Source organism: Enterobacter sp. PP-008-ECC_S150, from assembly GCF_045257065.1.
In the GTDB taxonomy this organism is placed as follows: domain Bacteria; phylum Pseudomonadota; class Gammaproteobacteria; order Enterobacterales; family Enterobacteriaceae; genus Enterobacter; species Enterobacter chengduensis.
The window spans coordinates 77,127-102,453 of sequence record NZ_JBJHHG010000019.1 but is presented as its reverse complement, the minus strand read 5'-3'; the positions used below and the strand labels follow the sequence as shown (position 1 = coordinate 102,453).

Annotated in this window: 18 protein-coding genes; 6 read left to right on the top strand and 12 right to left on the bottom strand. The window is 57.7% G+C overall.

The genetic code is table 11. From position 1 onward, the window contains the following. Nucleotides 1–270: 270 nt before the first annotated feature. The 3 genes from argH to argC all read right to left on the bottom strand — a co-directional run bounded on the left by argH (nucleotide 271) and on the right by argC (nucleotide 3,506). Entirely contained in the window at nucleotides 271–1,644 is a 1,374-nt protein-coding gene (argH, locus tag ACJBF3_RS19620) for an argininosuccinate lyase (RefSeq protein ID WP_045329566.1), read from the bottom strand. Between the two features lie 74 nt (nucleotides 1,645–1,718). After that, nucleotides 1,719–2,495: an acetylglutamate kinase gene (gene argB / locus ACJBF3_RS19615; RefSeq protein WP_088475254.1), complete on the bottom strand. Its 777-nt coding sequence runs from the start codon at nucleotides 2,493–2,495 to the stop codon at nucleotides 1,719–1,721. Nucleotides 2,496–2,501: 6 nt separating this feature from the next. Beyond that, nucleotides 2,502–3,506 (bottom strand): N-acetyl-gamma-glutamyl-phosphate reductase, encoded by a 1,005-nt coding sequence (gene argC, locus ACJBF3_RS19610; RefSeq protein WP_045329564.1) that lies wholly within the window; start codon nucleotides 3,504–3,506, stop codon nucleotides 2,502–2,504. An 88-nt stretch (nucleotides 3,507–3,594) separates the two neighbouring features. On the opposite strand from argC, the gene argE reads away from it, so the two are divergent. From argE to ACJBF3_RS19595, 3 genes are all read left to right on the top strand, one after another. Further along, complete coding sequence (argE, locus tag ACJBF3_RS19605; RefSeq protein ID WP_045329561.1) at nucleotides 3,595–4,746, top strand: acetylornithine deacetylase; 1,152 nt, start codon at nucleotides 3,595–3,597, stop codon at nucleotides 4,744–4,746. Between the two features lie 270 nt (nucleotides 4,747–5,016). After that, nucleotides 5,017–7,668, top strand: coding sequence for a phosphoenolpyruvate carboxylase (ppc, locus tag ACJBF3_RS19600; RefSeq protein ID WP_047716320.1), 2,652 nt, complete (start codon nucleotides 5,017–5,019; stop codon nucleotides 7,666–7,668). 92 nt (nucleotides 7,669–7,760) lie between these two features. After that, nucleotides 7,761–8,609, top strand: coding sequence for an AraC family transcriptional regulator (locus tag ACJBF3_RS19595; RefSeq protein ID WP_045329557.1), 849 nt, complete (start codon nucleotides 7,761–7,763; stop codon nucleotides 8,607–8,609). Here ACJBF3_RS19595 and ACJBF3_RS19590 read toward each other — a convergent pair. From ACJBF3_RS19590 to ACJBF3_RS19570, 5 genes are read right to left on the bottom strand one after another with little or no spacing between them, the layout of a single operon-like run. Continuing rightward, nucleotides 8,596–8,952 carry a PTS fructose-like transporter subunit IIB gene (locus ACJBF3_RS19590; RefSeq protein ID WP_045329555.1) on the bottom strand — a complete coding sequence of 119 codons (357 nt, stop codon included), beginning with the start codon at nucleotides 8,950–8,952 and terminating at the stop codon, nucleotides 8,596–8,598. The two genes, ACJBF3_RS19595 and ACJBF3_RS19590, sit on opposite strands and share 14 nt — an antisense overlap. Nucleotides 8,953–8,955: 3 nt before the next feature. Next, nucleotides 8,956–9,831: a [formate-C-acetyltransferase]-activating enzyme gene (locus ACJBF3_RS19585; RefSeq protein ID WP_045329553.1), complete on the bottom strand. Its 876-nt coding sequence runs from the start codon at nucleotides 9,829–9,831 to the stop codon at nucleotides 8,956–8,958. Next, entirely contained in the window at nucleotides 9,797–12,094 is a 2,298-nt protein-coding gene (locus tag ACJBF3_RS19580) for a formate C-acetyltransferase (protein ID WP_045329552.1), read from the bottom strand. Before ACJBF3_RS19580 ends, ACJBF3_RS19585 begins: the two co-directional genes overlap by 35 nt. Nucleotides 12,095–12,145: 51 nt before the next feature. Next, nucleotides 12,146–12,466 carry a PTS fructose-like transporter subunit IIB gene (locus ACJBF3_RS19575; protein WP_045329550.1) on the bottom strand — a complete coding sequence of 107 codons (321 nt, stop codon included), beginning with the start codon at nucleotides 12,464–12,466 and terminating at the stop codon, nucleotides 12,146–12,148. A gap of 14 nt (nucleotides 12,467–12,480) precedes the next feature. Then, nucleotides 12,481–13,560, bottom strand: a complete 1,080-nt coding sequence (locus tag ACJBF3_RS19570; protein ID WP_045329547.1) for a PTS fructose transporter subunit EIIC — start codon at nucleotides 13,558–13,560, stop codon at nucleotides 12,481–12,483. Nucleotides 13,561–13,865: 305 nt separating this feature from the next. On the opposite strand from ACJBF3_RS19570, the gene ptsP reads away from it, so the two are divergent. From ptsP to ACJBF3_RS19555, 3 genes are read left to right on the top strand one after another with little or no spacing between them, the layout of a single operon-like run. Then, nucleotides 13,866–16,367 carry a phosphoenolpyruvate--protein phosphotransferase gene (gene ptsP, locus ACJBF3_RS19565; protein ID WP_045329545.1) on the top strand — a complete coding sequence of 834 codons (2,502 nt, stop codon included), beginning with the start codon at nucleotides 13,866–13,868 and terminating at the stop codon, nucleotides 16,365–16,367. 14 nt (nucleotides 16,368–16,381) lie between these two features. Then, entirely contained in the window at nucleotides 16,382–17,044 is a 663-nt protein-coding gene (gene fsa, locus ACJBF3_RS19560) for a fructose-6-phosphate aldolase (RefSeq protein WP_045329543.1), read from the top strand. 12 nt (nucleotides 17,045–17,056) lie between these two features. After that, nucleotides 17,057–18,160 (top strand): glycerol dehydrogenase, encoded by a 1,104-nt coding sequence (locus ACJBF3_RS19555; RefSeq protein WP_045329542.1) that lies wholly within the window; start codon nucleotides 17,057–17,059, stop codon nucleotides 18,158–18,160. A gap of 91 nt (nucleotides 18,161–18,251) precedes the next feature. Here ACJBF3_RS19555 and katG read toward each other — a convergent pair whose 3' ends face one another. The 4 genes from katG to metB all read right to left on the bottom strand — a co-directional run bounded on the left by katG (nucleotide 18,252) and on the right by metB (nucleotide 25,288). Next, nucleotides 18,252–20,432: a catalase/peroxidase HPI gene (katG, locus tag ACJBF3_RS19550; protein WP_045329540.1), complete on the bottom strand. Its 2,181-nt coding sequence runs from the start codon at nucleotides 20,430–20,432 to the stop codon at nucleotides 18,252–18,254. Between the two features lie 148 nt (nucleotides 20,433–20,580). Then, nucleotides 20,581–21,468 (bottom strand): methylenetetrahydrofolate reductase, encoded by an 888-nt coding sequence (gene metF / locus ACJBF3_RS19545; RefSeq protein ID WP_045329539.1) that lies wholly within the window; start codon nucleotides 21,466–21,468, stop codon nucleotides 20,581–20,583. A gap of 224 nt (nucleotides 21,469–21,692) precedes the next feature. Then, nucleotides 21,693–24,125, bottom strand: coding sequence for a bifunctional aspartate kinase/homoserine dehydrogenase II (locus tag ACJBF3_RS19540; protein ID WP_045329537.1), 2,433 nt, complete (start codon nucleotides 24,123–24,125; stop codon nucleotides 21,693–21,695). A 2-nt stretch (nucleotides 24,126–24,127) separates the two neighbouring features. Continuing rightward, nucleotides 24,128–25,288 (bottom strand): cystathionine gamma-synthase, encoded by a 1,161-nt coding sequence (gene metB, locus ACJBF3_RS19535; protein WP_045329535.1) that lies wholly within the window; start codon nucleotides 25,286–25,288, stop codon nucleotides 24,128–24,130. Nucleotides 25,289–25,327 lie beyond the last annotated feature (39 nt).

The following is a 25,327-nucleotide window of genomic DNA, read 5'->3' as shown; positions in this document are numbered from 1 at the left end:
TTCATGGCGATAGATAGCATAGCAACGAACGATTATCCCTATCAAGCATTCTGTTGAATAATACACCACATAGACGAGGCGGCACGTGTTTGACCCTTGACGTCCCCGCACCGTCAGCGAGTTTCTCTCAAAACTCGAACAACTAAAGCCAACGTGAACTTTTGCGGACCCCGTGGTCCGCTTTTTTTTTGCGTAAAAAAGCCCAACTCAGGGTTGGGCTGGGGTTTTGTAGGTCGGGTAAGGCGAAGCCGCCACCCGACGTTTCAGGCATCAAATCAGGCGGTTTTTCGCATCCGCAATCGCCTGCGCCACCTGCTTCGGCGACACGCCGCCTTTCGCGGCACGCTTATCCAGGCAGGATTGCAGCGCCAGAATCGGATATACATCTTCCCCAATCACCGCGCTGAATTTCTGCAGGTCGGCCAGCGCCAGATCTTCCAGCGGTTTACCCTGACGAATAGCTTCTACTACCGCTTCACCCACAATGTGGTGCGCTTCACGGAACGGTACGCCTTTCGCCACCAGATAATCCGCCAGCTCGGTCGAGTTCGCATAGCCCTGCTGCGCCGCTTCCTGGCAGCGCGGACGTTTCACCTGAATGCCGTCCAGCACCAGCGCGCCCATGTGCAGACAGTCCAGCCAGGTGTCGAGCGCGTCGAAAAGCCCTTCTTTGTCTTCCTGCATGTCTTTGTTGTACGCCAGCGGCAGCCCTTTCAGGGTCATCATCATGCCGGTCAGCGCGCCCTGTACGCGGCCACACTTCCCGCGGATCAGCTCCAGCGCGTCCGGGTTTTTCTTTTGCGGCATCAGGGACGAGCCTGAGGTCACGCGGTCAGACAGCTCAACAAAACCGGCTTCACCGGAGTTAAAGAAGATCAGGTCTTCGGCAAAGCGCGACAGGTGCACCATCCCGATAGACGCATTGGAAAGCAGCTCCAGCACGTGGTCGCGGTCAGAAACGCTGTCCAGGCTGTTGCGGGTGGCGGAGGCAAAGCCCAGCCAGCCTGCGAGCTGTTCGCGGTCGATTTCATACGCCGTACCCGCCAGCGCGCCGCTGCCCAGCGGGCTGACGTCCAGACGCTTGAGGGTATCCTGCAGACGGCTTTCGTCACGCGCCAGCATCTCAACGTAGGCCAGGCACCAGTGGGCAAAGGTCACCGGCTGCGCGCGCTGCAGGTGGGTATAGCCCGGCATCACCGCATCCTGATTGTTCTGCGCGGTCTCCACCAGCGCGGTCTGCAGCTGACGGTTGGCCGCCAGCAGTTCGCCAACGGTATCTTTGCACCACAGCTTCAGATCGGTGGCGACCTGGTCGTTACGGCTACGGCCGGTATGCAGCTTTTTACCCAGCTGACCGACTTTGTCGATAAGTTTGCTTTCCACCCAGCTGTGAATATCTTCGGCGTCGCTCTGCAGGATTTGCTGCGGATCCAGACGCACCTCTTCCAGCAGATTGTTCAGCACCTCTTCCAGCTGGAGCTGTTCCTCAGCGGTCAGCACGCCCACCGTCACCAGCGCCTTGGACCAGGCCACAGAGCCGACAATATCCTGTTCGGCCAGGCGATAGTCGAAGCGCAAAGAGTCATTGAACTGTTTGAACCGCTGATCCGCTGCCTGTGTAAAACGCCCACCCCAAAGTGCCATAACATGCTTCCTTTATTCGTTAGTTCCGCCGGGTGGCGCTTCGCTTACCCGGCCTACGGTCATTCAATAAAAACTTAAGCCAGAATACGCGTGCCAATCGGCGTGCCGTTAAACAGCGCCGGGAGCTGCTCCGCGTGACGCCAGGAGGCGATATCCACCGGGCGGCCCAGCGTGCGCGCCGCATCCAGCGCGGCGTTCACTTTGACGATCATGCCATCGGTAATAATGCCCTGCGCGATCAGCTGTTCGGCTTTCTCTGCCGTCATTTCCGCAATGCGCTGGCCTTTACCGTCCAGAATGCCGCTCACGTCGGAGAGCAGGATCAGGTCCGCGCCCAGCGTTGCCGCCAGCGCGGTTGCCGCCTGGTCCGCGTTAACGTTCATCAGCTCGCCCGCTTCGGTCACGCCGATAGAGCTCACCACCGGCAGGAAACCGCCTTCCAGCAGCGTGTTAATCAGCTTAGGCGAACCCGGCTGCGCCAGTCCAACGTGGCCGAGCGCTTCGTCGAGCTGGGTCACTTTTACGCTGTCGCCATCGCCCAGATAGAGGCCAACGGAGGCAATGTGGTGCTTCTTCGCCCACGCCAGCAGCGTTTTGTTCGCCGTGCCCGCCAGCGCGCCGGTAATGATGTCAATCTGGTCAGCAGGCGTGACGCGCAGGCCGTTTTTCTTGATCACCGGCAGGTTGAGCCCTTTCATCAGCTCATCCACCACGCAGCCGCCGCCGTGCACAATGACCAGCGGACGCTGGTGTGATTCGCGATAGTTCACCAGCGCGGTAAACAGACGCTCCAGCGCTTCTTCGCTGTCCAGCAGTACACCACCGAGTTTGATAATTAATGGGTTCATCATCACACCTTAAATAAGAGCCTGCGTTTCCGGGAAACCGAAACGAATATTTGCACACTGCATTGCCTGTGCGGCAGCGCCTTTGAGTAAGTTATCTTCTGCGGCCACCACGATGAGATGCTCACCCTGCACGGCAAAGCCGATGTCGCAGAACGGCAGGCCGACCACGTTTTTCAGCGCCGGGACGCCTTTGTCGTACAGGCGCACCAGCGGTTTATCCGCATACGCCTGCGTGAAGACCTCGCTCACCTGCTCTTTGGTCACGCCCGGCTTCAGGCGACAGGTGATAGTTTCGAGGATCCCGCGCGGAAAGCTGCCCAGATGCGGAGTGAAAATGACGTCCGCGCCCAGGTGCGTCGTGATTTCAGGGTGATGACGGTGATTAAACACGCCGTACGGCTGAAGGCTCACTTCACAGAAGCTATTCGAGATTGCCGCTTTACGCCCCGCACCGCTCACGCCGCTGGTCGCGTTGATCACCGGCCACTGGTTCAGATCCAGCAGCCCTGCATCGATCAGCGGCTTCAGGGAAAGCTGCGCCGCCGTCGGGTAGCAGCCCGGCACGGCAATCAGATCCGCCTCTTTCAGTTTATCTGCGCTCCACTCCGCCAGGCCGTAAACCGCTTTTTCCAGCAGATCCGGGTGCTGATGGGTGAAACCATAATATTTTTCGTAGAACGCGCCGTCGTTAACGCGGAACGCGCCGGAGAGGTCGAACACCACGCAGCCGGCCGCCAGGAACTGCGGCGCCAGGTCGTGGCTGACCTCGTGCGCGGTGGCTAAAAACACCACGTCGACGCCGTCGGTAAACTCGCTGATGTCAGACATCGGCTGCAGCGGCAGGTCAACAATGCCCCTAAGCTGCGGATGCAAATCGGAAATTAACTTTCCTGCATCATTGCTTTGCGCTGACACGGTCAAAGCGGTTATGGTCATATGAGGGTGGCGATTTACGTAGCTTACAAGCTCTGCGCCCGCATAACCGCTAGCGCCTACAATCAGCGTATTCAACATCGGGTTCCTTTATGCTCAACGTTAATGTATTTTTATTCACATTTATTGCATGAATATTGATACTATCACGACCTAAGGTGTGTCAACAATGAAAATGAACTTACCGCCATTTATCGAGATCTACCGCGCCCTGATTGCCACACCGTCCATCAGCGCAACGGAAGAAGCGCTGGATCAGAGCAATGAGTCTTTAATCAATCTGCTGGCGGGTTGGTTTAGCGATATTGGGTTTAACGTTGAGGTTCAGCCCGTTCCCGGAACCCGCCACAAATTTAACCTGCTGGCCAGCACCGGAACCGGAGCGGGCGGCCTGCTGCTGGCCGGTCATACCGACACCGTGCCGTTTGACGATGGCCGCTGGACGCGCGATCCCTTCACCCTGACCGAGCACGACAACAAGCTCTATGGTCTGGGCACCGCCGACATGAAAGGCTTCTTCGCCTTTATCCTCGACGCGCTGCGTGACGTGGACGTGACGAAGCTGAAAAAACCGCTCTATATTCTGGCGACCGCCGATGAAGAGACCAGCATGGCGGGCGCGCGCTACTTCTCTGAAAACACGTCAATTCGTCCGGATTGCGCCATCATCGGCGAGCCGACGTCTCTGCAGCCTATTCGCGCGCACAAAGGCCATATCTCTACCGCCGTGCGCGTGCTGGGCCAGTCCGGCCACTCCAGCGATCCGGCGCGCGGCGTCAATGCGATCGAGCTGATGCATGACGCCATTGGTCGCATCATGGCCCTGCGCGACTCGCTGAAAGAGCGTTATCACTACGAGGCGTTCACCGTGCCGTATCCGACGCTAAACCTCGGCAGCCTGCACGGCGGCGATGCCTCCAACCGTATCTGCGCCTGCTGCGAACTGCATATGGACATCCGTCCGCTGCCGGGCATGACCCTGAGCGATCTCGACGGCCTGCTGAATGAAGCCCTGGCTCCGGTGAGCGAGCGCTGGCCGGGCCGCCTGACGGTTTCCGAACTGCATCCGCCGATCCCGGGTTACGAATGCCCGCCGGACCACCAGCTGGTTGAAGTGGTGGAAAAACTGCTCGGCGAGAAAACCGACGTGGTGAACTACTGCACCGAAGCGCCGTTTATTCAGACGCTGTGCCCGACGCTGGTCCTTGGCCCGGGCTCCATCAACCAGGCGCATCAGCCGGATGAATATCTGGAGACCCGCTTCATCAAGCCCACCCGCGAACTGATTACCCAGGTTGTGCATCACTTCTGCTGGCATTAAGGCCCGCCGAAAAGTCCCCTCTCCCTGTGGGAGAGGGTCAGGATGAGGGCAACAAATCGCATGATCTTCGTCACATTCCCATAAGCATCTCTTATCTGACGCAATGCGAATTAAATTTCGTAAATTGCCCACATTTATTCGTTTGCTGAACCGTTTTCGCAGCAATTGACGACGGGGGTTTTACGTGGCTTTATAAAGGGAGATGACAAAATAATGGCCAGAAGATTTTCGCCTGGGCATAAACAAAAATGATGGGGTGACTGGGTTTTTATGAACGAACAATATTCCGCGTTGCGTAGTAATGTCAGTATGCTCGGCAAAGTGCTTGGAGATACCATCAAAGATGCGCTGGGGGAGAATATCCTCGATCGCGTTGAAACCATCCGCAAGCTCTCTAAATCTTCCCGTGCCGGTAACGAGGCCAGTCGTCAGGAGCTGCTGACCACGTTGCAGAACCTCTCTAACGACGAGCTGCTGCCCGTTGCACGCGCGTTCAGCCAGTTCCTGAACCTGGCCAACACCGCTGAGCAGTACCATAGCATTTCGCCAAACGGCGAAGCGGCCAGCAACCCGGAAGTCATTGCCCGCACCCTTCGTAAACTGAAAGACCAGCCTGATCTCAACGAAGCCACCATCAAAAAAGCGGTGGAGTCCCTTTCGCTGGAGCTGGTACTCACCGCTCACCCAACGGAAATCACCCGTCGCACCCTGATCCACAAAATGGTGGAAGTGAACAACTGCCTGAAGCAGTTGGATAACAAAGACATTGCCGACTACGAACGCAACCAGCTGATGCGCCGTCTGCGCCAGCTCATTGCCCAGTCCTGGCACACCGATGAGATTCGTAAGCATCGCCCAAGCCCGGTCGACGAAGCCAAATGGGGCTTTGCGGTGGTGGAAAATAGCCTGTGGGAAGGGGTGCCGAACTACCTGCGCGAGCTGAACGAACAGCTGGAAGCGAACCTGGGCTACCGCCTGCCGGTCGATTTCGTTCCGGTACGCTTCACCTCCTGGATGGGCGGCGACCGCGACGGCAACCCGAACGTGACTGCGGAAATCACCCGTCACGTCCTGCTGCTGAGCCGCTGGAAAGCGACCGACCTGTTCCTGAAAGACATTCAGGTGCTGATCTCCGAGCTGTCGATGGTTGAAGCGACGCCGGAGCTGCGCGCGCTGGCCGGTGAAGAAGGCGCCAGCGAGCCGTACCGTTTCCTGATGAAAAAGCTGCGCGGTCAGCTGATGGCCACTCAGGCCTGGCTGGAAGCGCGCCTGAAAGGCCAGCGCCTGCCAAAACCAGAAGGCCTGCTCAGCCAGAACGAACAGCTCTGGGAGCCGCTTTACGCCTGTTATAAATCACTCCAGGCGTGCGGGATGGGCATCATCGCCAACGGCGAACTGCTCGACACCCTGCGTCGCGTGAAGTGTTTCGGCGTGCCGCTGGTGCGTATCGACGTCCGTCAGGAAAGTACCCGCCATACCGAAGCGCTGGGCGAGCTGACCCGCTATCTCGGCATCGGCGACTATGAGAGCTGGTCTGAAGCCGACAAACAGGCCTTCCTGATCCGCGAGCTGAACTCGAAGCGCCCTCTGCTGCCGCGCAACTGGGAGCCAAGCAACGACACTCGCGAAGTGCTCAACACCTGTAAAGCGATCGTGGACGCACCGAAAGGATCGGTGGCCGCCTATGTGATCTCCATGGCGAAGACCCCGTCCGACGTGCTGGGCGTTCACCTTCTGCTGAAAGAAGCGGGAATCGACTACGCTCTGCCTGTCGCCCCGCTGTTTGAGACCCTCGACGACCTGAACAATGCCAACGACGTCATGAGCCAGCTGTTGAATATCGACTGGTACCGCGGCTTTATTCAGGGCAAACAGATGGTAATGATTGGCTATTCCGACTCCGCGAAAGATGCGGGCGTGATGGCGGCATCCTGGGCGCAGTATCAGGCGCAGGACGCACTGATCAAAACCTGCGAGAAAGCCGGTATTGAACTGACCCTGTTCCACGGACGCGGGGGCTCCATTGGCCGCGGCGGCGCACCTGCGCACGCAGCGCTGCTGTCGCAGCCGCCGGGAAGCCTGAAAGGCGGCCTGCGCGTCACCGAGCAGGGCGAGATGATCCGCTTCAAGTACGGCCTGCCGGAAGTGACCATCAGCAGCCTGTCGCTCTATACCAGCGCGATCCTGGAAGCCAACCTGCTGCCGCCGCCGGAGCCGAAAGCCTCCTGGTGCCATATCATGGACGAACTGTCGGCGATCTCCTGCGATCTGTACCGCGGCTACGTGCGTGAAAACAAAGATTTCGTGCCTTACTTCCGTTCAGCCACCCCTGAGCAGGAGCTGGGTAAACTGCCGCTGGGCTCGCGTCCTGCGAAGCGTCGCCCAACCGGTGGCGTAGAGTCTCTGCGCGCAATCCCGTGGATCTTCGCCTGGACACAGAACCGTTTGATGCTGCCCGCCTGGCTGGGTGCCGGTGCCGCGCTGCAAAAAGTGGTGGAAGACGGTAAACAGAACGAACTGGAAACCATGTGCCGCGACTGGCCATTCTTCTCTACCCGCCTGGGCATGCTGGAAATGGTCTTCTCGAAAGCGGACCTGTGGCTGGCGGAGTACTACGACCAGCGTCTGGTGAAGCCCGAGCTGTGGGCGCTGGGTAAAGAGCTGCGCGAACTGCTGGAAGGCGACATCAAAGTGGTGCTGGACATCGCCAACGACTCGCACCTGATGGCGGACCTGCCGTGGATTGCCGAGTCTATTCAGCTGCGTAATATCTACACCGACCCGCTGAACGTCCTGCAGGCAGAGCTGCTGCACCGCTCGCGTCTCGCGGAAGAAGAAGGCAAAGAGCCGGATCCGCGCGTTGAACAGGCGCTGATGGTGACGATTGCGGGCGTTGCGGCGGGTATGCGTAACACCGGCTAATGCTTTATGCCCGGCGGCGCTGCGCTTGCACGGACCTACGTTAAGTAGGCCGGGTAAGCGTTAGCGCCACCCGGCAATACCTGGTATCCACCATGCACCACGACATTACCCGCATCCTGACTGACCTGATCAACAGCACAACGCCGCTGCGTCAGGTGCATTTTGCAAACTCCGCGACCTCAGCCCCCGAACTTGCCTTGCAGGTTGATTTTCCACGTCTGGAGATCGTGATCGAAGGGTCAATGAAAGACCTGGCTGACTGCGTTTTACAGCAGGGTGATGTGTTATACGTCCCGGCTGGCGGCTGGAATAATCCACAATGGCAAGCATCGGCAACAACGCTGAGCATCCTGTTTGGCAAACAGCAGCTCGGGTTTAGCCTTTTGCACTGGGACGGTATAGACGTGCGAAACCTGGCGAAGCAGCACGTTGCCCGCCGCGGTCCCCGTATTGGATCGCTACTCTTACAGACGCTCCACGAAATGCAGATGCAGCCACACGAGCAGCAAACCGCACGGCTGATTATCGCCAGCCTGCTTAGCCACTGCGTAGACCTGCTGGGTAGTCAGATCCAAACCGCCTCCCGCAGTCAGGCTCTGTTTGAAGCCATTCGGGTTTATATTGATGAACACTACGCCACTCCGCTTACCCGGGAATCCGTCGCGCAGGCGTTTTATATTTCCCCAAACTACCTGTCGCATCTGTTCCAGAAAACGGGCGCAGTGGGTTTCAATGAATACCTGACGCATACCCGGCTGGAACACGCGCGCCAGCTGCTGAAAGGGTATGATTTAAAAGTGAAAGAGGTGGCGCATGCCTGCGGATTTGTCGACAGTAACTATTTCTGTCGGTTATTTCGTAAAAACACGGAGCGTTCGCCGTCTGAATACCGTCGCCAGTATCACAGCCAGCTCACCGGCAAGGCCGCTAGTCAAGAATGACCTGAGTATGCTGCGGCGCGGATAGCATTCTACGCACCGCCCCCATCACCTTTTGTGGGTCGCGTAAAAAGGCGTTAATACCGCACTTCACGTAGCGCGTATGATCGAAACGTTCACTGCCCGCCAGGTCGATATCGGTAATCAGCAATACGACATCGGCGCGCCGGATGTCCTCTTCATTAAGCTCGTTCTCAACGCCCAGCGCTCCCTGAGTCTCGATGTTAACGCTCCACTTCTCCTGCTGGCAGAGCTTTTCCAGCCGTTCGGCAGCCATATAGGTATGTGCGACACCGCTGACGCACGCGGTCACCGCCACCAGATGACGTCCAGCGATCGCTGTCATTGCTTAGCCTCCCAGGGTTACGTTGAAGCCTTCGCGCTCAGCCAGTTGCCGCATCGCTGACACCTCCTCTTCCGTCGGAGGGATGGTTTGCCGCATTCCCCACTCCTTTCCCAGCAAGCGGTATTTTGGCTCCCCATACTGATGGAAAGGCAATAGATGCAGTTGCCGTATTCCTGAAGGTACCAGGAAAGCCAATACGCGCGCCATATTCGTTTCGTTGAGCGTATAGCCAGGAATAAGCGGGACGCGAGGAATGACGTTTATCCCCTCAGCCACCAGCTGGCGGAAATTATCCAGCACTCTCGGAAGATTTATTCCCACCATTGCCAGGGCCTGCTCCGAGTCCATGATCTTCAAATCAAACAGCACTTCATCACACTGGCGGGCCAGCGGCATTAGCCGGGACAAAGGCGCATCGCCTGCCGTTTCGATGGCCGTATGCACGCCGAAACGACGCAGCCTCTGTAGAAAACGTGTCGCGAAAGGTGCCTGCATCAACACTTCCCCACCCGAAAGCGTCACCCCGCCTCCCGAGGAACGAAAGAAGACATCGTCTTTCATCACCTCGTTTTCCAGCTCATCAAGGGTCACATCCCTTCCGATATGCCTGAAGGCACCTGACGGGCATTCATCAGCGTCACGCAGACAGGGGGCACAGTGAAGACATTGACTCTCTCTTCGCACCGTCTCGATTTTCGGTGAGATCGACTCTGGATTAGCACACCACGGGCAGCGGTGAGGGCAGCCTTTAAAAAAAACCACCGTACGGATGCCGCGGCCGTCATTCAACGAGTAGCGCTGGATATTGAAAATACGCGCCACCTCGGCGCGTGTTTCAACCTCGTCACAGCTGATGCGCTGTACGGCGGATAATGTCATCCTGGATCTCCTTCGATAACTCAACAAAGAAGGCGCTGTATCCGGCAACGCGCACCACCAGACCGGCAAAATCCTGCGGACGCTGTTGCGCCTCACGCAGCGTATCCGCGTTCACCACGTTGAACTGGATGTGCTGCAATTTAAGCTGGGTGAAAGCGCGCAGGAAATCCGCCAGCTTTTGCAGCCCGGCATCGCCTTCCAGCGTCGCGGGGGTGAACTTAACGTTTAGCAGCGTACCGTTAGATAACAGATAGTTATCCAGCTTACTTACCGATTTCAGTACCGCCGTCGGGCCCTGCATATCTTGCCCAAGCATCGGCGAGAGTCCACCGTCGGCCAGCTGTTCTCCGGCAAAGCGGCCATCGGGCGTTGCTCCCACCACCGCCCCCAGCGGCACATGTGCCGATACGGTATAAGAACCCGGCGTGAACTGCCCACCGCGCGGGTTCCGGTATTTTTCAACCTCTTTGCAGTAGTGGCGCAGCAGTTCAGCGCTGATGTTGTCGACATCATCAACATCATTGCCGTATTTTTCGAATCGACCGATCAACCGGGCGCGGATTTTTTTGCCTTCAGGCGTGGCAAAGTTGGCCTTCAATACGGCTAGCAATTCATCAAAACTTAAGCGCTGCTGTTCAAAAACCAGCCCTTTCAGGGCATGCAGAGAGTCGCTCAAATTCGCTATCCCGATCCCCTGCACGCCAGAAAAGTTATAGCGCGCGCCACCGTCGGTGATGTCTTTACCCGCTTCCAGACAATGGTTAATAAAAGAAGAGAGCAACGGCACCGGTGCCCAGTCGCGATGGCCGATATCGCAGATATTGCTCCCCTCGATCATCAGCGCAATGTAGTGATTAATTTTGGCGCGAATATGCTCCAGCAAACCTTCATAACTCAGCGCTGCGTTGCCTTCGTTCTCCTGCATCGCGATTTCCATCACCTTCAGCAGGTTAAACATCGCAATATCGTGCAGACCGTAGGTTTTACCCGGAATCGACAGTTCTACACAGCCAACCACCGCGTAGTCGCGCGCATCTTCCAGCGACACACCCCGATTCAGGAATGCAGGCACCACCACTTCATCGTTAAAGATCTGCGGGATGCCGGTGCCCAGGCGGATCGTCTCCGCCGTTTTAAGCAGGAAAGGCCGGTCGATAAGTTCGTTGACCCGCACGCCGAGGTTCGGTTGAGGAAGCTGAACGCTTTGATAGGTATCCAGACACAAGAAGGAAAGCACATTCACCGCGCTACGCCCGTTCTCCGTCAGACCGCCCAACAGCGCGGTATACCCGGTCGGGAACCCGGCAAAATAGCGGGCGCTGCTGGTCGAGCGTAAAAGCACCACGTCATTGCACTTCACCCACAGCGATTCCAGAATCTCTTTCAGAAACGCGGGCTCTTCGCCCTGTGATAGCGAAGCCTGATAAAAGGGCAGCATGTATTGATCGAAGCGGCCAATGGAGAGCGAGCTGGCGTTAGATTCGTATTGCAAAATGACGTTCATATACCAGAACAGCTGACACGCCTGCCAGAACGTCTGTGGCTTATGCTGGGCGTTATGGCGCGAGATTTCGGCAATCTTTCGTAATTCTTCACGCCGTGGAGCCTCATCGCAGACGGTGGCAAGCGTTTCAGCCAGCGCGGCATAGCGCAGAATATGACGCTGGGCCGCTTCAAGCAGAATCAGCGCGGAGGCATAGAACGTGTTATGCGCATCGCGGGCGCAGTGTTCCCGCATTTCCTTCACCAGCGTACTCAGGCCGTTATTGAGCAGGCGCGGGTAATCAATAATGATATGCCCCTGCCCTTTGTCCGTCTGGTTGATGCTGAAAATTTGCGTTCCTACAGCGGCTTTCACCTCATCCGTCATCTGGCTATTGATGAAATCCTTCATCGACCGCTTTTCCCAATAGGGATAGAGCACGTCACGGTAGATCTGCTTATCCTCTTCGCTAATATCGAAGCGGTCCTGTGGACGCGTGGAAAACTGGTCCAGCTCCTTAAGCAGCCAGTACGGATCCATCTCAGGAGACATAATGCCCGCACGCGGCTTAACGGTCCGGTTTCCGGCAATCAGTTCCTCATCACGAATCGCGATGTTCACATGGTCAAGAATGTACGCCGTGGCTTTAGCACGCCTGAGGATAACCGGCTCGCCTTCCGTCTGCTGATGGCTGGCGGTATAGAGCAACGCTCGCTCAAGCGAGATTTCACGCGGACTGGCAAAAAGTGCATCTTTCAAACGCTGGGTACGATTCGTCATGAGGGAACTCCTGTAACGGAAAACGAGCCCGCCCCGAAGGGCGGGAGAGCGTCAGGCGGTTTGCGCCAGGTGAGCGTCAATTTTGTTCATGATGGCGTCGGCGCGTTTTACCGCGTCGCTGATGTTGACGCGCACGATAGTTTTCCCGGCAAAACGTTCTTCAAACTTAATGCCAATATCTTTGGTCAGGATCACCACATCCGCTGCGGCGATATCCTCAGCGTTCAGTTCGTTCTCCAGACCAATTGACCCCTGAGTTTCAACCTTCACTTCCCAGCCTTTGGCTTTAGCAGCGCTTTCCAGCGCTTCGGCTGCCATATAGGTATGGGCAACGCCTGACGGACATGCGGTTACTGCGATAATTCGGGCCATGTTCTCTTCCTCACTCAGTTAATTTCGAAATCCAGATCCAGGTCGTCTTCTTTTTCCTCGACCTGTTTTGCACTCTTCCGGGCAATACTCTTCAGCACGTTGACGCTAATGGCCGTCACCACAGCCCCTACCGCGACCGCCGCGATGTAGCTCAGTTTGCCTTCCACCACAGGCAGAACGATGAGCCCGCCCCATCCGGCATAGCATTGCGCGCCCATTACGGCAGCCGTCACTGCGCCACATGCGGATCCCAGCATGATGGAAGGAATGACACGCAGAGGATCGGCCGCCGCAAACGGAATGGCCCCTTCGGTGACCCCCACACAGCCCATCACTAATGCGGCCTTGCCCGCTTCACGCTCTTCACCGGTAAAATTCTTGCGGTTAATCAGCGTCGCCAGGCCCAATCCCAGCGGTGGCACACAGATGCCGACTGCCGCAATTGCCACCACGGTGTAGACGCCCTGAGCAACGCAGATCAGCATGAAGGCATAGGCGACTTTATTAATCGGGCCGCCCATGTCGAAGGCCAGCATCAACCCCATGATGATGGCCAGCACGACGATGCTGCCCTGCTGCATCCCTTGCAGCCACTGGGTTAAGCCGGTTGTCAGCGCGCCAACAGGTTCACCCAGCCCCCACATCATGATGCCTGCGGTAACAAAGGTGCCGATGATAGGGATGATGAAGATAGGCATGACGGAGCGCAGCACTTTCGGGACCGGCAGTTTTTTCAGATACCAGACCACAATCCCACCGAGGATCCCGGCAATAATGGCGCCGAAGAACCCCGCCCCGAAGCTGTTACCGACCCACGCGGCAATAGCGCAGGGAGCAAGTGCGGCGCGCTCTGCGATGGAATAGCCAATATAGGCGGCGAGGAAAGGCACCATCAGCGTTAACCCCGCCACACCGATATCGAATAGCTTTTTGAGGTTGGGATCGGTTGCTGCATCCGGGACCGCACCCTTGCCGTACAGCATGACCGAAACCGCCAGCAAAATACCGCCCGCCACCACGAACGGGATCATGTGCGACACCCCGGTCATCAGATGCTGCCGCGTGTTCTTGAGAATATGCACCAACTCTTTCATATGTCGCTCCTGGCCTAAAACCATAAAGATGTTGTGGCAAACAATAGGCAATCAGGAAGACGGCGGACAGGAGACAAAAAGGCCATTTACTGGATTTTTGTAATATAGAAATAAAAATGCGATCCGCCTCGACATTTCGAGCATGGGGTACGTATAAGACAAACCGCCACAACCTGTGAGTTAAATCTCACTTTTCAGGTGATATTACATTTGTCCAGTTTTTGGCAGATTTGTCACATGGCGCGCGTCATCAACACGCTCGTATGCTGTTACCCAATGAATGATGACTGGTTTCAGGAGTGTGTATGGCTCTGGTAGTGGAATTTACCTGTGAATTGCCCAACGGTGTTCACGCGCGTCCGGCAAGTCACGTGGAGACGCTGTGCAACACGTTTATCTCGCACATCGAGTGGCATAATCTGCGCACCGATCGCAAAGGGAACGCCAAGAGCGCACTGTCACTTATTGGCACCGATACGCTGGCAGGCGACGCCTGTCGTCTGGTGATCTACGGTGAAGATGAGCAAAGCGCCCATCAACAGCTGGAACAATGGCTTCGGGAAGTGTTTCCACACTGTGATGCGCCGCTCGCAGAAGCCATCAATATTGAGCGCGATCCGCTGCCAGAATCTCTCGCGCGCCTTAATCCAACGCTTTTTCGTGCCCTGTCCGTTTGCAGCGGGAGTGCCGAGGGTGTGTTGACCTTGCTGACCTCGCTGGATCTCAATGCACTGACGGATTTACCCGACGCGAAAAACTTAGAGGAAGAACAGTCAGCGCTGGATAACGGCCTCACCCTGCTGGTAAAAAATATTGAGCTGCGTGCGCTGGACAGCGACAGCACCGCCGGCGCCATTCTCGACGCACACCGATCGCTCGCAACGGATGCCTCACTGCGCCAGCATCTGCTTGCGGGCGTGAGCCAGGGGCTAAGCTGCGCGCAGGCGACAGTCGCTACAGCCAACCATTTCTGCGACGTGTTCTCGCGTTCCAGCAGCAGCTACTTGCGGGAACGCGTGCTGGACGTACGCGATGTCTGCTATCAACTTTTACAACAGATTTATGGTGAACAACGCTTCCCAACACCGGGACAGCTCACCCAGCAGAGCGTCTGTCTGGCTGACGATCTTACGCCCGGCCAGTTTCTGGAACTCGATAAAACCTTGCTTAAGGGGCTGCTGTTAAAAAGCGGCGGAACAACCTCGCACACCGTCATTCTTGCACGTTCCTTTAATATTCCGACCCTGGTGGGTGTCGACAGTGAAAGCCTGCTGCAGTGGCGCAATAAACCCGTATTTATCGACGGCAATGCCGGTGCGGTGGTGGTCAATGCCAGCGATGCGGTGGCGCGTTACTACCAACAGGAAGCACGGGTACAACAGGCACTACGCGAGCAGCAGCGCATCTGGCTTGAGCGGGAAGCCAGAACCGCCGATGGCCTGCGCGTTGAGGTTGCCGCGAATATCGCCCACGCGGTTGAAGCGCAGGCTGCGTTTGGAAACGGCGCCGAGGGTGTTGGCCTGTTTCGCACCGAAATGCTCTACATGGACCGTACCAGCGCGCCTGGGGAAAACGAGCTGTACAACATTTTCTGTCAGGCGCTGGAAAGTGCAAACGGGCGCAGCATTATCGTGCGCACCATGGATATCGGGGGCGATAAACCGGTGGAGTACCTGAATATCCCGGCCGAAAATAATCCGTTCCTCGGCTATCGCGCGGTTCGTATTTACGAAGAATATGCGGTGCTTTTCACCACCCAGCTGCGGGCGATCCTGCGCGCCTCTGCTCACGGCAAACTGAAGATCATGATCCCGATGATCTCCTCCATGGAAGAGATCCTGTGGGTCAAAGAGAAGCTCGCCGAAGCGAAACAGCAGCTCCGGGCTGAACATATCCCGTTTGATGAAAAAATTCCGCTCGGCATCATGCTGGAAGTGCCTTCGGTGATGTTTATCATCGATCAGTGCTGTGAGGAGCTTGATTTCTTTAGCATCGGCAGCAATGACCTGACGCAGTATCTGCTGGCCGTCGACCGCGACAACGCCAAAGTCACACGCCACTACAACAGCCTGAACCCGGCCTTCCTGCGGGCGCTGGACTACGCGGTACAGGCCGTCCATCGCCAGGGGAAATGGATTGGCCTGTGCGGCGAGCTGGGTGCAAAAGGTTCGGTGCTGCCATTGCTGGTGGGTCTGGGGCTGGACGAACTGAGCATGGGCTCACCTGCCATTCCGGCAACCAAAGCGCGGCTGGCACAGCTTGATAGCCGCGCCTGCCGCCAGCTGCTGAACCAGGCCATGGCGTGTCGCACTTCGCTTGAAGTGGAACACCTGCTGGCGCAGTTCCGCATGAACCAGCAGGACACGCCGCTGGTCACACCTCGCTGCATTTCACTGGACAACGACTGGAACAGCAAAGAAGAGGTTATGAAAGGGATGACCGATAACCTGCTGCTTGCAGGACGTTGCCGCTATCCCCGCAAGCTGGAGGCCGATCTGTGGGCGCGCGAAGCCGTGTTTTCTACCGGGCTTGGCTTTAGCTTTGCCATCCCGCACAGCAAATCGGAACACATTGAGCAATCCACCATCAGCGTGGCGCGCCTGAAAGCCCCCGTCGTGTGGGGAGAGGAAGAAGCACAATTCATCATCATGCTGACGCTGAACAAACACGCTGCGGGCGATCAGCATATGCGTATTTTCTCCCGCCTGGCCCGCCGCATCATGCATGAAGATTTTCGCAACGCGCTGGTTAACGCCAGTTCCGGGGAGGCGATTGCTTCCCTGTTACAACACGAATTAGAACTGTAAAACGAGGAAGAGTAATGGAACTGTACCTGGATACCGCCAACGTGGCGGAAGTAGAACGTCTGGCGCACATTTTTCCCATTGCGGGGGTCACCACCAACCCGAGCATCATTGCCGCCAGCCGTGAATCCATCTGGGACGTGCTGCCGCGTCTGCAAAAAGCCATTGGACCGGACGGCACGCTGTTTGCTCAAACCATGAGCCGCGATGCCGAAGGCATGGTGGCAGAGGCCAAACGTCTGAGTAACGCAATCCCGGGCATCGTGGTAAAAATCCCGGTGACGGCTCAGGGGCTTATCGCGATTAAGGCGTTAAAAAAAGAGGGGATAACCACGCTGGGGACCGCCGTTTACAGCGCGGCACAGGGCTTGCTTGCCGCACTCGCCGGGGCGAAATATGTCGCGCCGTATGTCAACCGCGTTGACGCTCAGGGCGGCGACGGCATTCGCATGGTCCAGGAGCTGCAATCCCTGCTGGAACTGCACGCGCCGGAAAGCCGCGTGCTGGCTGCCAGCTTTAAAACGCCGCGGCAGGCGCTGGACTGCCTGCTGGCGGGATGCGAGGCAATCACGCTTCCTTTAGATGTAGCGCAACAAATGCTCGGCACGCCAGCGGTAGAGTCAGCCATAGAGAAGTTCGAGCAGGACTGGAAAAACGCGTTTGGTAACCTCAACCTCTAAGGGAGAACTGTTATGGACCGTATCATTCAATCGCCGGGAAAATATATCCAGGGCGCTGATGTGCTCACCCGTCTCGGCGACTATCTGAAACCGCTGGCCAACCGCTGGCTGGTTGTCGGCGATAAATTTGTGCTGGGCTTTGCCGAAGAGACCCTGCGTCAGAGTTTTAAAAATGCCGAACTGCATGCCGAAATCGCGCCGTTTGGTGGCGAATGTTCACAAAATGAAATCGATCGACTGAAAAAACTGGCCGACAGCGCCGACTGCCTGGCGGTCCTGGGCATTGGCGGCGGTAAAACGCTGGATACCGCCAAAGCGCTGGCCCACTTTATGGACGTGCCGGTCGCCATTGCGCCGACTATCGCTTCCACCGATGCGCCCTGCAGCGCCCTTTCCGTCATTTATACCGACAGCGGTGAGTTCGATCGCTACCTGATGCTGCCGCACAACCCGAACATGGTCATTGTGGATACGAAAGTGGTGGCGGGTGCGCCAGCACGTCTGCTTGCCGCCGGGATTGGCGATGCGCTGGCGACATGGTTTGAAGCGCGCGCCTGCTCGCGCAGCGGCGCGACTACCATGGCCGGAGGTAAATGCACCCAGGCGGCGTTAGCTCTGGCCGAGCTGTGCTACAACACGCTGGTTGAAGAGGGTGAAAAAGCGATGCTGGCGGCGGAACAGCATGTGGTAACGCCTGCGCTGGAACGCATCATCGAAGCCAACACCTATCTCAGCGGCGTCGGTTTTGAAAGCGGTGGCCTGGCAGCGGCACACGCTATTCATAACGGCATGACGGCAGTGCCGGACGCACATCACTTCTATCATGGCGAGAAAGTGGCGTTTGGAACGCTGACGCAGCTGGTGCTGGAAAACGCGCCGGTAGAAGAAATAGAGACCGTCGCGGCGCTCTGCCACAGCGTCGGGCTGCCCATTACGCTGGCACAGCTGAACATCAAAGAAGATATTCCTGCCAAAATGCGTCTGATCGCCGAAGCGTCCTGTGCGGAAGGAGAAACCATCCACAACATGCCCGGCGGCGTCACGCCGGATCAGGTCTATGCGGCGCTGCTGGTGGCCGACCAGTATGGACAGCGGTTCCTGCAGGAGTGGGAGTAATAAAAAAGCCGGGTGGCGCTGCGCTTACCCGGCCTACATGGCACTTGAATTTGTAGGCCGGGTAAGGCGTAGCCGCCACCCGGCACAAGGGTTACTTCACGTCAAACCGGTCCAAATCCATCACCTTCGCCCATGCGGCAACAAAGTCACGGACGAACTTCTCATGCGCATCATCGCTGGCGTAAACCTCTGCCAGCGCGCGCAGGACGGCGTTAGAACCGAAGACCAGATCGGCGCGGGTGGCGGTATATTTCACTTCACCGCTGGCGCGGTCGCTTCCGGCAAACAGCTCACTGGATTCATCGGTCGCCTTCCACTGGGTATTCATATCCAGCAGGTTTACGAAGAAATCATTGCTCAGCACGCCTTCGCGGTCGGTGAACACGCCATTCTTGCTGCCATCAAAGTTGGTACCCAGTACGCGCAGACCCCCAATCAGCACCGTCAGTTCCGGTGCGGTCAGCGTCAGCTGCTGGGCTTTATCAACCAGCAGTGATTCCGTCGTGGATGCATCCACCTGCGCACGGTAGTTACGGAAGCCATCGGCAATCGGTTCGAGCAGGTTAAACATCTCGATATCCGTCTGATCCTGACGCGCATCAACGCGGCCCGGCGTGAAGGGCACGTTGACGTAAACGCCTGCCGCTTTCGCCGCCTGCTCAACGCCAACCACGCCCGCCAGCACGATGATATCGGCCAGGGAGGCTTTGTTGGTGGTGCGCTGGATGGCTTCCAGAGCCGGTAACGCGCGAACCGCCGCGGCGTTCACGTCCCAGTCGCGCTGAGGTGCCAGCGCCAGACGCGCGCCGTTGGCACCGCCACGCTTATCGCCCCCGCGGAAGGTTGACGCTGACGCCCAGGCAACAGAAACCATTTCGCTCACGGAGAGACCGGAGGCCACAATTTCCGCCTTCAGGCTCTCAATGTCTTCTTTCGACGGATTGAACACCGCCTGCGGCAGCGGGTCCTGCCAGATCAGATCTTCTTTCGGCACTTCCGGGCCAAGGTAACGCGATTTTGGCCCCATATCGCGGTGGGTCAGTTTGAACCACGCGCGCGCGAAGGCTTCGTTGAAGGCCTGCGGGTCGTTCAGGAAGCGGCGGGAAATTTTCTCGAATTCCGGGTCAAAACGCAGCGTCAGGTCGGTGACCAGCATCGTTGGCTTGCGCTTTTTCGACGGGTCGAACGGATCGGGCATGATTTCCGGCGCATCCACGGCTTCGAACTGAATCGCACCCGCCGGGCTGCGGGTTTGCACCCATTCGTATTTAAACAGGTTCTCGAAGAAGTAGTTGCTCCACTGGGTCGGGGTTTGCGACCAGATGACTTCCAGGCCGGAGGTAATGGCATCTGCGCCAACGCCCGTGCCGTGCGTGCTCGCCCAGCCCAGGCCCTGCGCTTCAATCGGTGACGCTTCCGGGTCGGTGCCGACGTGCGTGGCTTCACCCGCACCGTGGGTTTTACCGAGGGTGTGGCCGCCCGCGATCAGCGCCACGGTCTCTTCGTCGTTCATGCCCATGTTGCCGAAGGTCGCGCGAATCGCTGCCGCCGCTGACAGCGGTTCACCGCTGGCGTTTGGCCCTTCCGGGTTCACGTAGATCAGCCCCATTTCGGTGGCCGCCAGAGGGCGCTTCGCCAGCGCTTCCGGGTCACGATGGGTCAGCCAGGCTTTTTCATCACCCCAGTTTACGTCGAGATCCGGTTCCCAGACGTCTTCACGTCCGGCACCAAAACCGAAGGTGCGGAAGCCGGAGTTCTCCAGGGCGACGTTACCCGCGAGGATAAACAGGTCAGCCCAGGAAATCTTTTGTCCGTATTTTTTCTTGATGGGCCACAGCAGGCGGCGCGCCTTGTCCAGGCTGACGTTATCCGGCCAGGAATTCAATGGCGCAAAGCGCTGTTGACCGCGTCCTGCCCCGCCGCGTCCGTCAACGGAGCGATAGGTGCCTGCGCCGTGCCACGCCATGCGGATAAACAGGCCCGCATAGCTGCCCCAGTCGGCAGGCCACCACGGTTGGGAGTCGGTTAAAAGTGCTTTGAGGTCGCCTTTAAGGGCGGAGTAATCAAGCTTGCTGAATTCTTTGCGGTAGTCGAAGTCTTCACCCAGCGGGTTCGAACGATTGGAATGTTGGTTAAGAAGATCGATGCGGAGTTGTTTTGGCCACCAGTCGCGGCTGCCTGTACCTGCGCCCGCGCTGTGATCGACGCCGCCCTGATGGAACGGGCATTTGCCGACTGATGCCGCTTTATTGGTCTCGTCTGACGTGCTCATCGCTATGCTCCCTTTTACAGTGTTACCGTTACGATATACACCACTAGCAATAAGATATAGTTGAAATAATCCACAGATTCGATAGTTAATACCTTTTAACTATCTGTTTGATTAAAAAGCCCTCTAATTTACAAGGGCTTTGTGTTTTTTACGCCGGACGAACGCCTAGGGTATGACAAATGGCATAGCTCATTTCCGCGCGGTTCAGCGTGTAGAAGTGGAAATCCTTCACCCCTTCACGGCTTAAGATCTTCACCATGTCCATCGCGATATTTGCGCCCACCAGCTTGCGCGTTTCCGGGTCATCGTCCAGCCCTTCGTACATTTTGGACATCCACAGCGGAATGCGGACATTGGTCATATCGGCGAATTTCTTCGCCTGTTTGAAGTTAGAAACCGGCAGAATCCCCGGAATAATTTCAACGTCGATGCCCGCGGAGACGCAGCGGTCGCGAAAGCGCAGGTAGCTTTCTACATCGAAGAAAAACTGGGTGATGGCGCGGTTTGCGCCCGCGTCCACTTTGCGCCTCAAGTTAAGCAGATCGGCCTGGGCGCTTTTCGCTTCCGGATGCACTTCAGGATAAGCGGCAACGGAGATATCAAAGTCCGCCACGTCTTTCAGCAGACCGACCAGGTCGGCGGCATACATGTCCGGCTTACCGCTCCCCGGCGGCAGGTCGCCGCGCAGCGCAACGATATGACGGATACCGTTATTCCAGTAATCCTGGGCAATGGCACGCAGCTCGTCGCGGGTGGCGTCGATACAGGTGAGGTGCGGCGCGGCTTCCAGACCGGTACGGTCTTTAATGCCCTTAATGATGCTGTGCGTACGGTCGCGCTCGCCGGAGTTCGCACCGTAGGTCACGGAGACAAACTTCGGCTTCAGGCTGCTGAGACGATCGATAGAACTCCACAGGGTTTGCTCCATTTCACTGGTGCGCGGCGGGAAAAATTCAAAAGAGACGTTAATCTGACCGTTTACTTCGGCCAGGCTCTGATTCAGTGCTTCCCGCTGGTTGGCGTGAAAAAAGCTCATACCTTACCTCTATCAATCGCTGTCGTTGTCTGTTGTGTTGTGAACTTCTATACGTTTAGACGTCCAGATGTAAAAATGACGGAAAAGCGGAAGGACGTCAACATAAATAATCAACAATAACGGTGAGGTTTGCTCAGGAAAGATGAGGGAAATTCATGACGGGGTGAGTGCGGTGTGATGCACTCACCCTAACCCTCTCCCACGTGGAGAGGGAACAAGCGGAATTACAGCAGCTTAGCCAGGCGGTTAATGTCGGACTGGATTGCTCCAGCGGTAACGTCGCGCCCGGCGCCAGGACCGCGGATCACCAGCGGGTTATCGCGATACCAGCGGCTTTCGATGGCGAAAACGTTATCACACGGCAGCAGCGCCGCCAGCGGATGTTCAGGGCGCACCGCCTCGACGCCGACGCGCGCTTTTCCGTTGGCCTCGAAGCGCGCCACGTAGCGCAGCACCAGCCCCATCTCGTTCGCCGCTTCCAGACGCTGCACCATCTGCTCGTTAAGCTCGTCACCATTCTCAAAGAAATGGTCCACAGAACCTTGTTCGCAGCCGGCCGGCACCAGCGATTCGACGCGGACGGAATCCGGTTCGATGTCGTAACCGGCTTCACGCGCCAGGATCACCAGCTTACGCATCACGTCCTTACCGGAAAGGTCAACGCGCGGGTCAGGCTCGGTTAAGCCCTGCTGCCACGCCTGATCCACCAGGTCGGTGAACGGTACGGTGCCGTCAAACTGCAGGAACAGCCAGGAGAGCGTGCCGGAGAAGATACCGCTCAGCGCCAGAATGCTGTCGCCGCTTTCAATCAGGTCACGCACGGTATGGTTGACCGGCAGGCCCGCGCCAACGGTGGCGTTATAGAGCCAGTGACGACCGGTTTTTTCGAACGCGTCGTGGATCTGACGGTATTTATCGGTGCTGCTTGCCCCCGCCAGCTTGTTGGCGCTGATGACGTGGAAACCGTGGCTGGCGAAATCAAGATACTGATCGGCAAGCTGTTCGCTGGCGGTAACGTCCAGCACCACCAGATCGTCATACGGGTGCGCGCGCATCCACAGGAACAGCGACTCTTCGTCCTGCTCGACGGCTTCATCGTTAAAGAAGGCCAGTGCCCGGCTGGCGTCCAGCCCTTCGTAGTTCAGCAGGCTGCGGCGGCTGTCCACCACGCCTGCGAGAATGAATTCAAACCCGGTACGCGCCGAAAGCGTGACCTGCTCGCGCGCGAACAGCTCCAGCCAGCGGGAACCGATGTTGCCTTTACCAAACAGCACCAGGCCGATGCGCTTTTCCGCACGGAACAGCGAGGTATGCAGACCCTGAATCAGGCTTTCGGTTGGCCCTTTACGCAGCACGGCCACCAGGCTAATGCCCTCTTCCGACTGCCAGGTAAATTCCACCGGCTGGCCTTTCAGCTGCTGCCAGAAGCGATGGCAGTGCAGCGGGTTACGGGTGACGCCCGCGCCCACCATCGCCACCAGCGCCAGCCCCTGACGCAGGCGAAGCTCGCCCGGCAGGCCCGCTTCATCCAGAATCTTAAGGGCGCTGTCCGCCACTTCCGCGGTATAGCAGAACTGCAGCAGCTGGCGATCGTTGTGAACGCCAACGGCCAGCGGGCGAACCTGCGCACGCTTTAACACCAGGTCAATCTCTTTATGCGCCAGCTTGAAGTCCTGGCCCGCGGGCACCTGGAACTCAATCAGGCAGATGTCGTCGTGGCTGGTGACGATACGCGCCCCGGTACCGGACGCCAGCACGCGCTCAATGCGCGTGGAGCCCTGATCCGGGGTGTAGCTGCAGCGCAGCTGCAGGTCGATATCGCTGCCGGACACCGGCTGCAGGGTACGCGCGTGCAGTACCGGCGCGGCCAGACGCGCCAGCTCGCTGGCTTCGTCGAGACGCAGCAGCGGCAGCAGGCAGGCATCTTTCACCTTACGCGGGTCCGCGCTGTACACACCGGCCACGTCGCTCCAGATGGTGACGCGTGACACGCCCGCCAGCGCACCGATTTGCGTTGCCGAGTAGTCCGAACCGTTACGACCCAGCAGCACGGTTTCACCCGCGTTGCTGCGGCTGATAAAGCCGGTGACGACAATGCGTTTACCCGGGTGCTGCACCAGCAGCTGTTGCAGCAGCGGGTAGGACAAGCCTTCATCAACCTGCGGCTGCGCGGCGCGTTCGGCACGCAGGAAATCACGGGCGTCGAGCCAGGCGGCGTCCACGCCCAGGTGTTGCAGCACGGCAGCCATCAGGCGTGCGGACCACACTTCACCGTGGCCCACCACTTCGGCATACACCGCATCGGTAATGCCGCTGTCCAGCAGGGCGGCCAGTCGCTCAAGGTCATGCGTAAAGGCGCTGATCAGCCCGTCCGCCACGTCTGCAGGCAGCAGGCCGGCAATCAGCTCGCTCTGGTAACGACGTAAGGACTGTTGCACCTGATGCGCAGAGAGGCGATCGGTCTGGCTCAGTTTAAGCCAGCTAATCAACTGGTTGGTGGTGCTGCCCGCCGCCGAGACAACCATCATGTCACCCGGCTGTGAATACTCCGTCATGATCCCTGCGACACGCAGGTAACATTTCACATCAGCAAGACTACTACCACCAAACTTGTGCAGCTGACGACCCTTCGCCCCTGCCTGCGCTATCACACTCATGATTACCCCTTGGCTGCGACCCGGAAGCCATTTTCCAGATCGGCAATTAAATCTTCAGAATCTTCAATACCGGTTGAGATCCGCAGCAGCGTCTCAGAAATCCCGGCGGCGGCACGTGCTTCGGGTGCCATTCCTGCGTGCGTCATGGTCGCGGCGTGGGAGATCAAGCTTTCAACCCCACCTAAGGATTCCGCCAGCGTAAACAATGACAGCCCGCTCAGGAAGCGACGCAGCGTTTGCTCGTCACCGTCCAGTTCAAAACTTAACATCGCGCCAAACCCTTTCTGCTGGCGCGCGGCAATCTCGTGCCCCTGGTTTTCCGGCAGCGACGGGTGATACAGCTTTTTCACCAGCGGCTGGGATTTCAGGAAGTCGACAATCGCCTGGGCATTGCGCTGCGCCACGTCCATGCGCGGCGACAGCGTGCGGATGCCGCGCAGCAGCAGATAGCTGTCGAAGGCTCCCGCGGTGACGCCAATGTTATTGGCCCACCATGCCAGTTCGGTGACAACTTCCGGATCTTTAGCAATCACCACGCCCGCTACCACGTCAGAATGGCCGTTCAGATATTTAGTGCATGAATGCAATACCAGATCGGCACCCAGTGCGAGTGGGTTCTGAAGGGCCGGACTGAGGAACGTATTATCCACTACACTTATCGCTCCCGCATCCCTTGCGAGCTGACAAATTTTCGCAATATCGACAACGCGCAACAATGGATTGCTTGGACTTTCCACCAGAACCAGCTTCGGCTTCTCTGTCAGCGCCTGCTTCAGCGCCTGTTCGTCATTTTGATCGACAAACAGCACGCGATAGCAGCCGCGTTTCGCCAGGCTATCAAACAGACGATAGCTGCCGCCGTAGCAGTCGTGCGGCGCGACCAGCAGATCGCCAGGCTTCAGGAACACGGTGGTCACCAGGTGAATGGCGGACATCCCGGTATTGGTTAATACGGCGCCTGCGCCACCTTCCAGTTCAGCCAGCGCACGCTGGGTCACGTCACGCGTAGGGTTGCCACGACGCGAGTAGTCGTGCGCGCGGGGTTCATTAAATCCGGTGAAATTGTAGGTACTGGAAAGATGAATCGGCGGGACAACGCAGCCGTACTGCTCGTCATCATTTAATCCGCTACGCACTGCGATAGTGGCCTGTTTACGCGTCATGGTGAGGGCTTCCTGGCGAATGAGGTGAAAAGTCAGGCA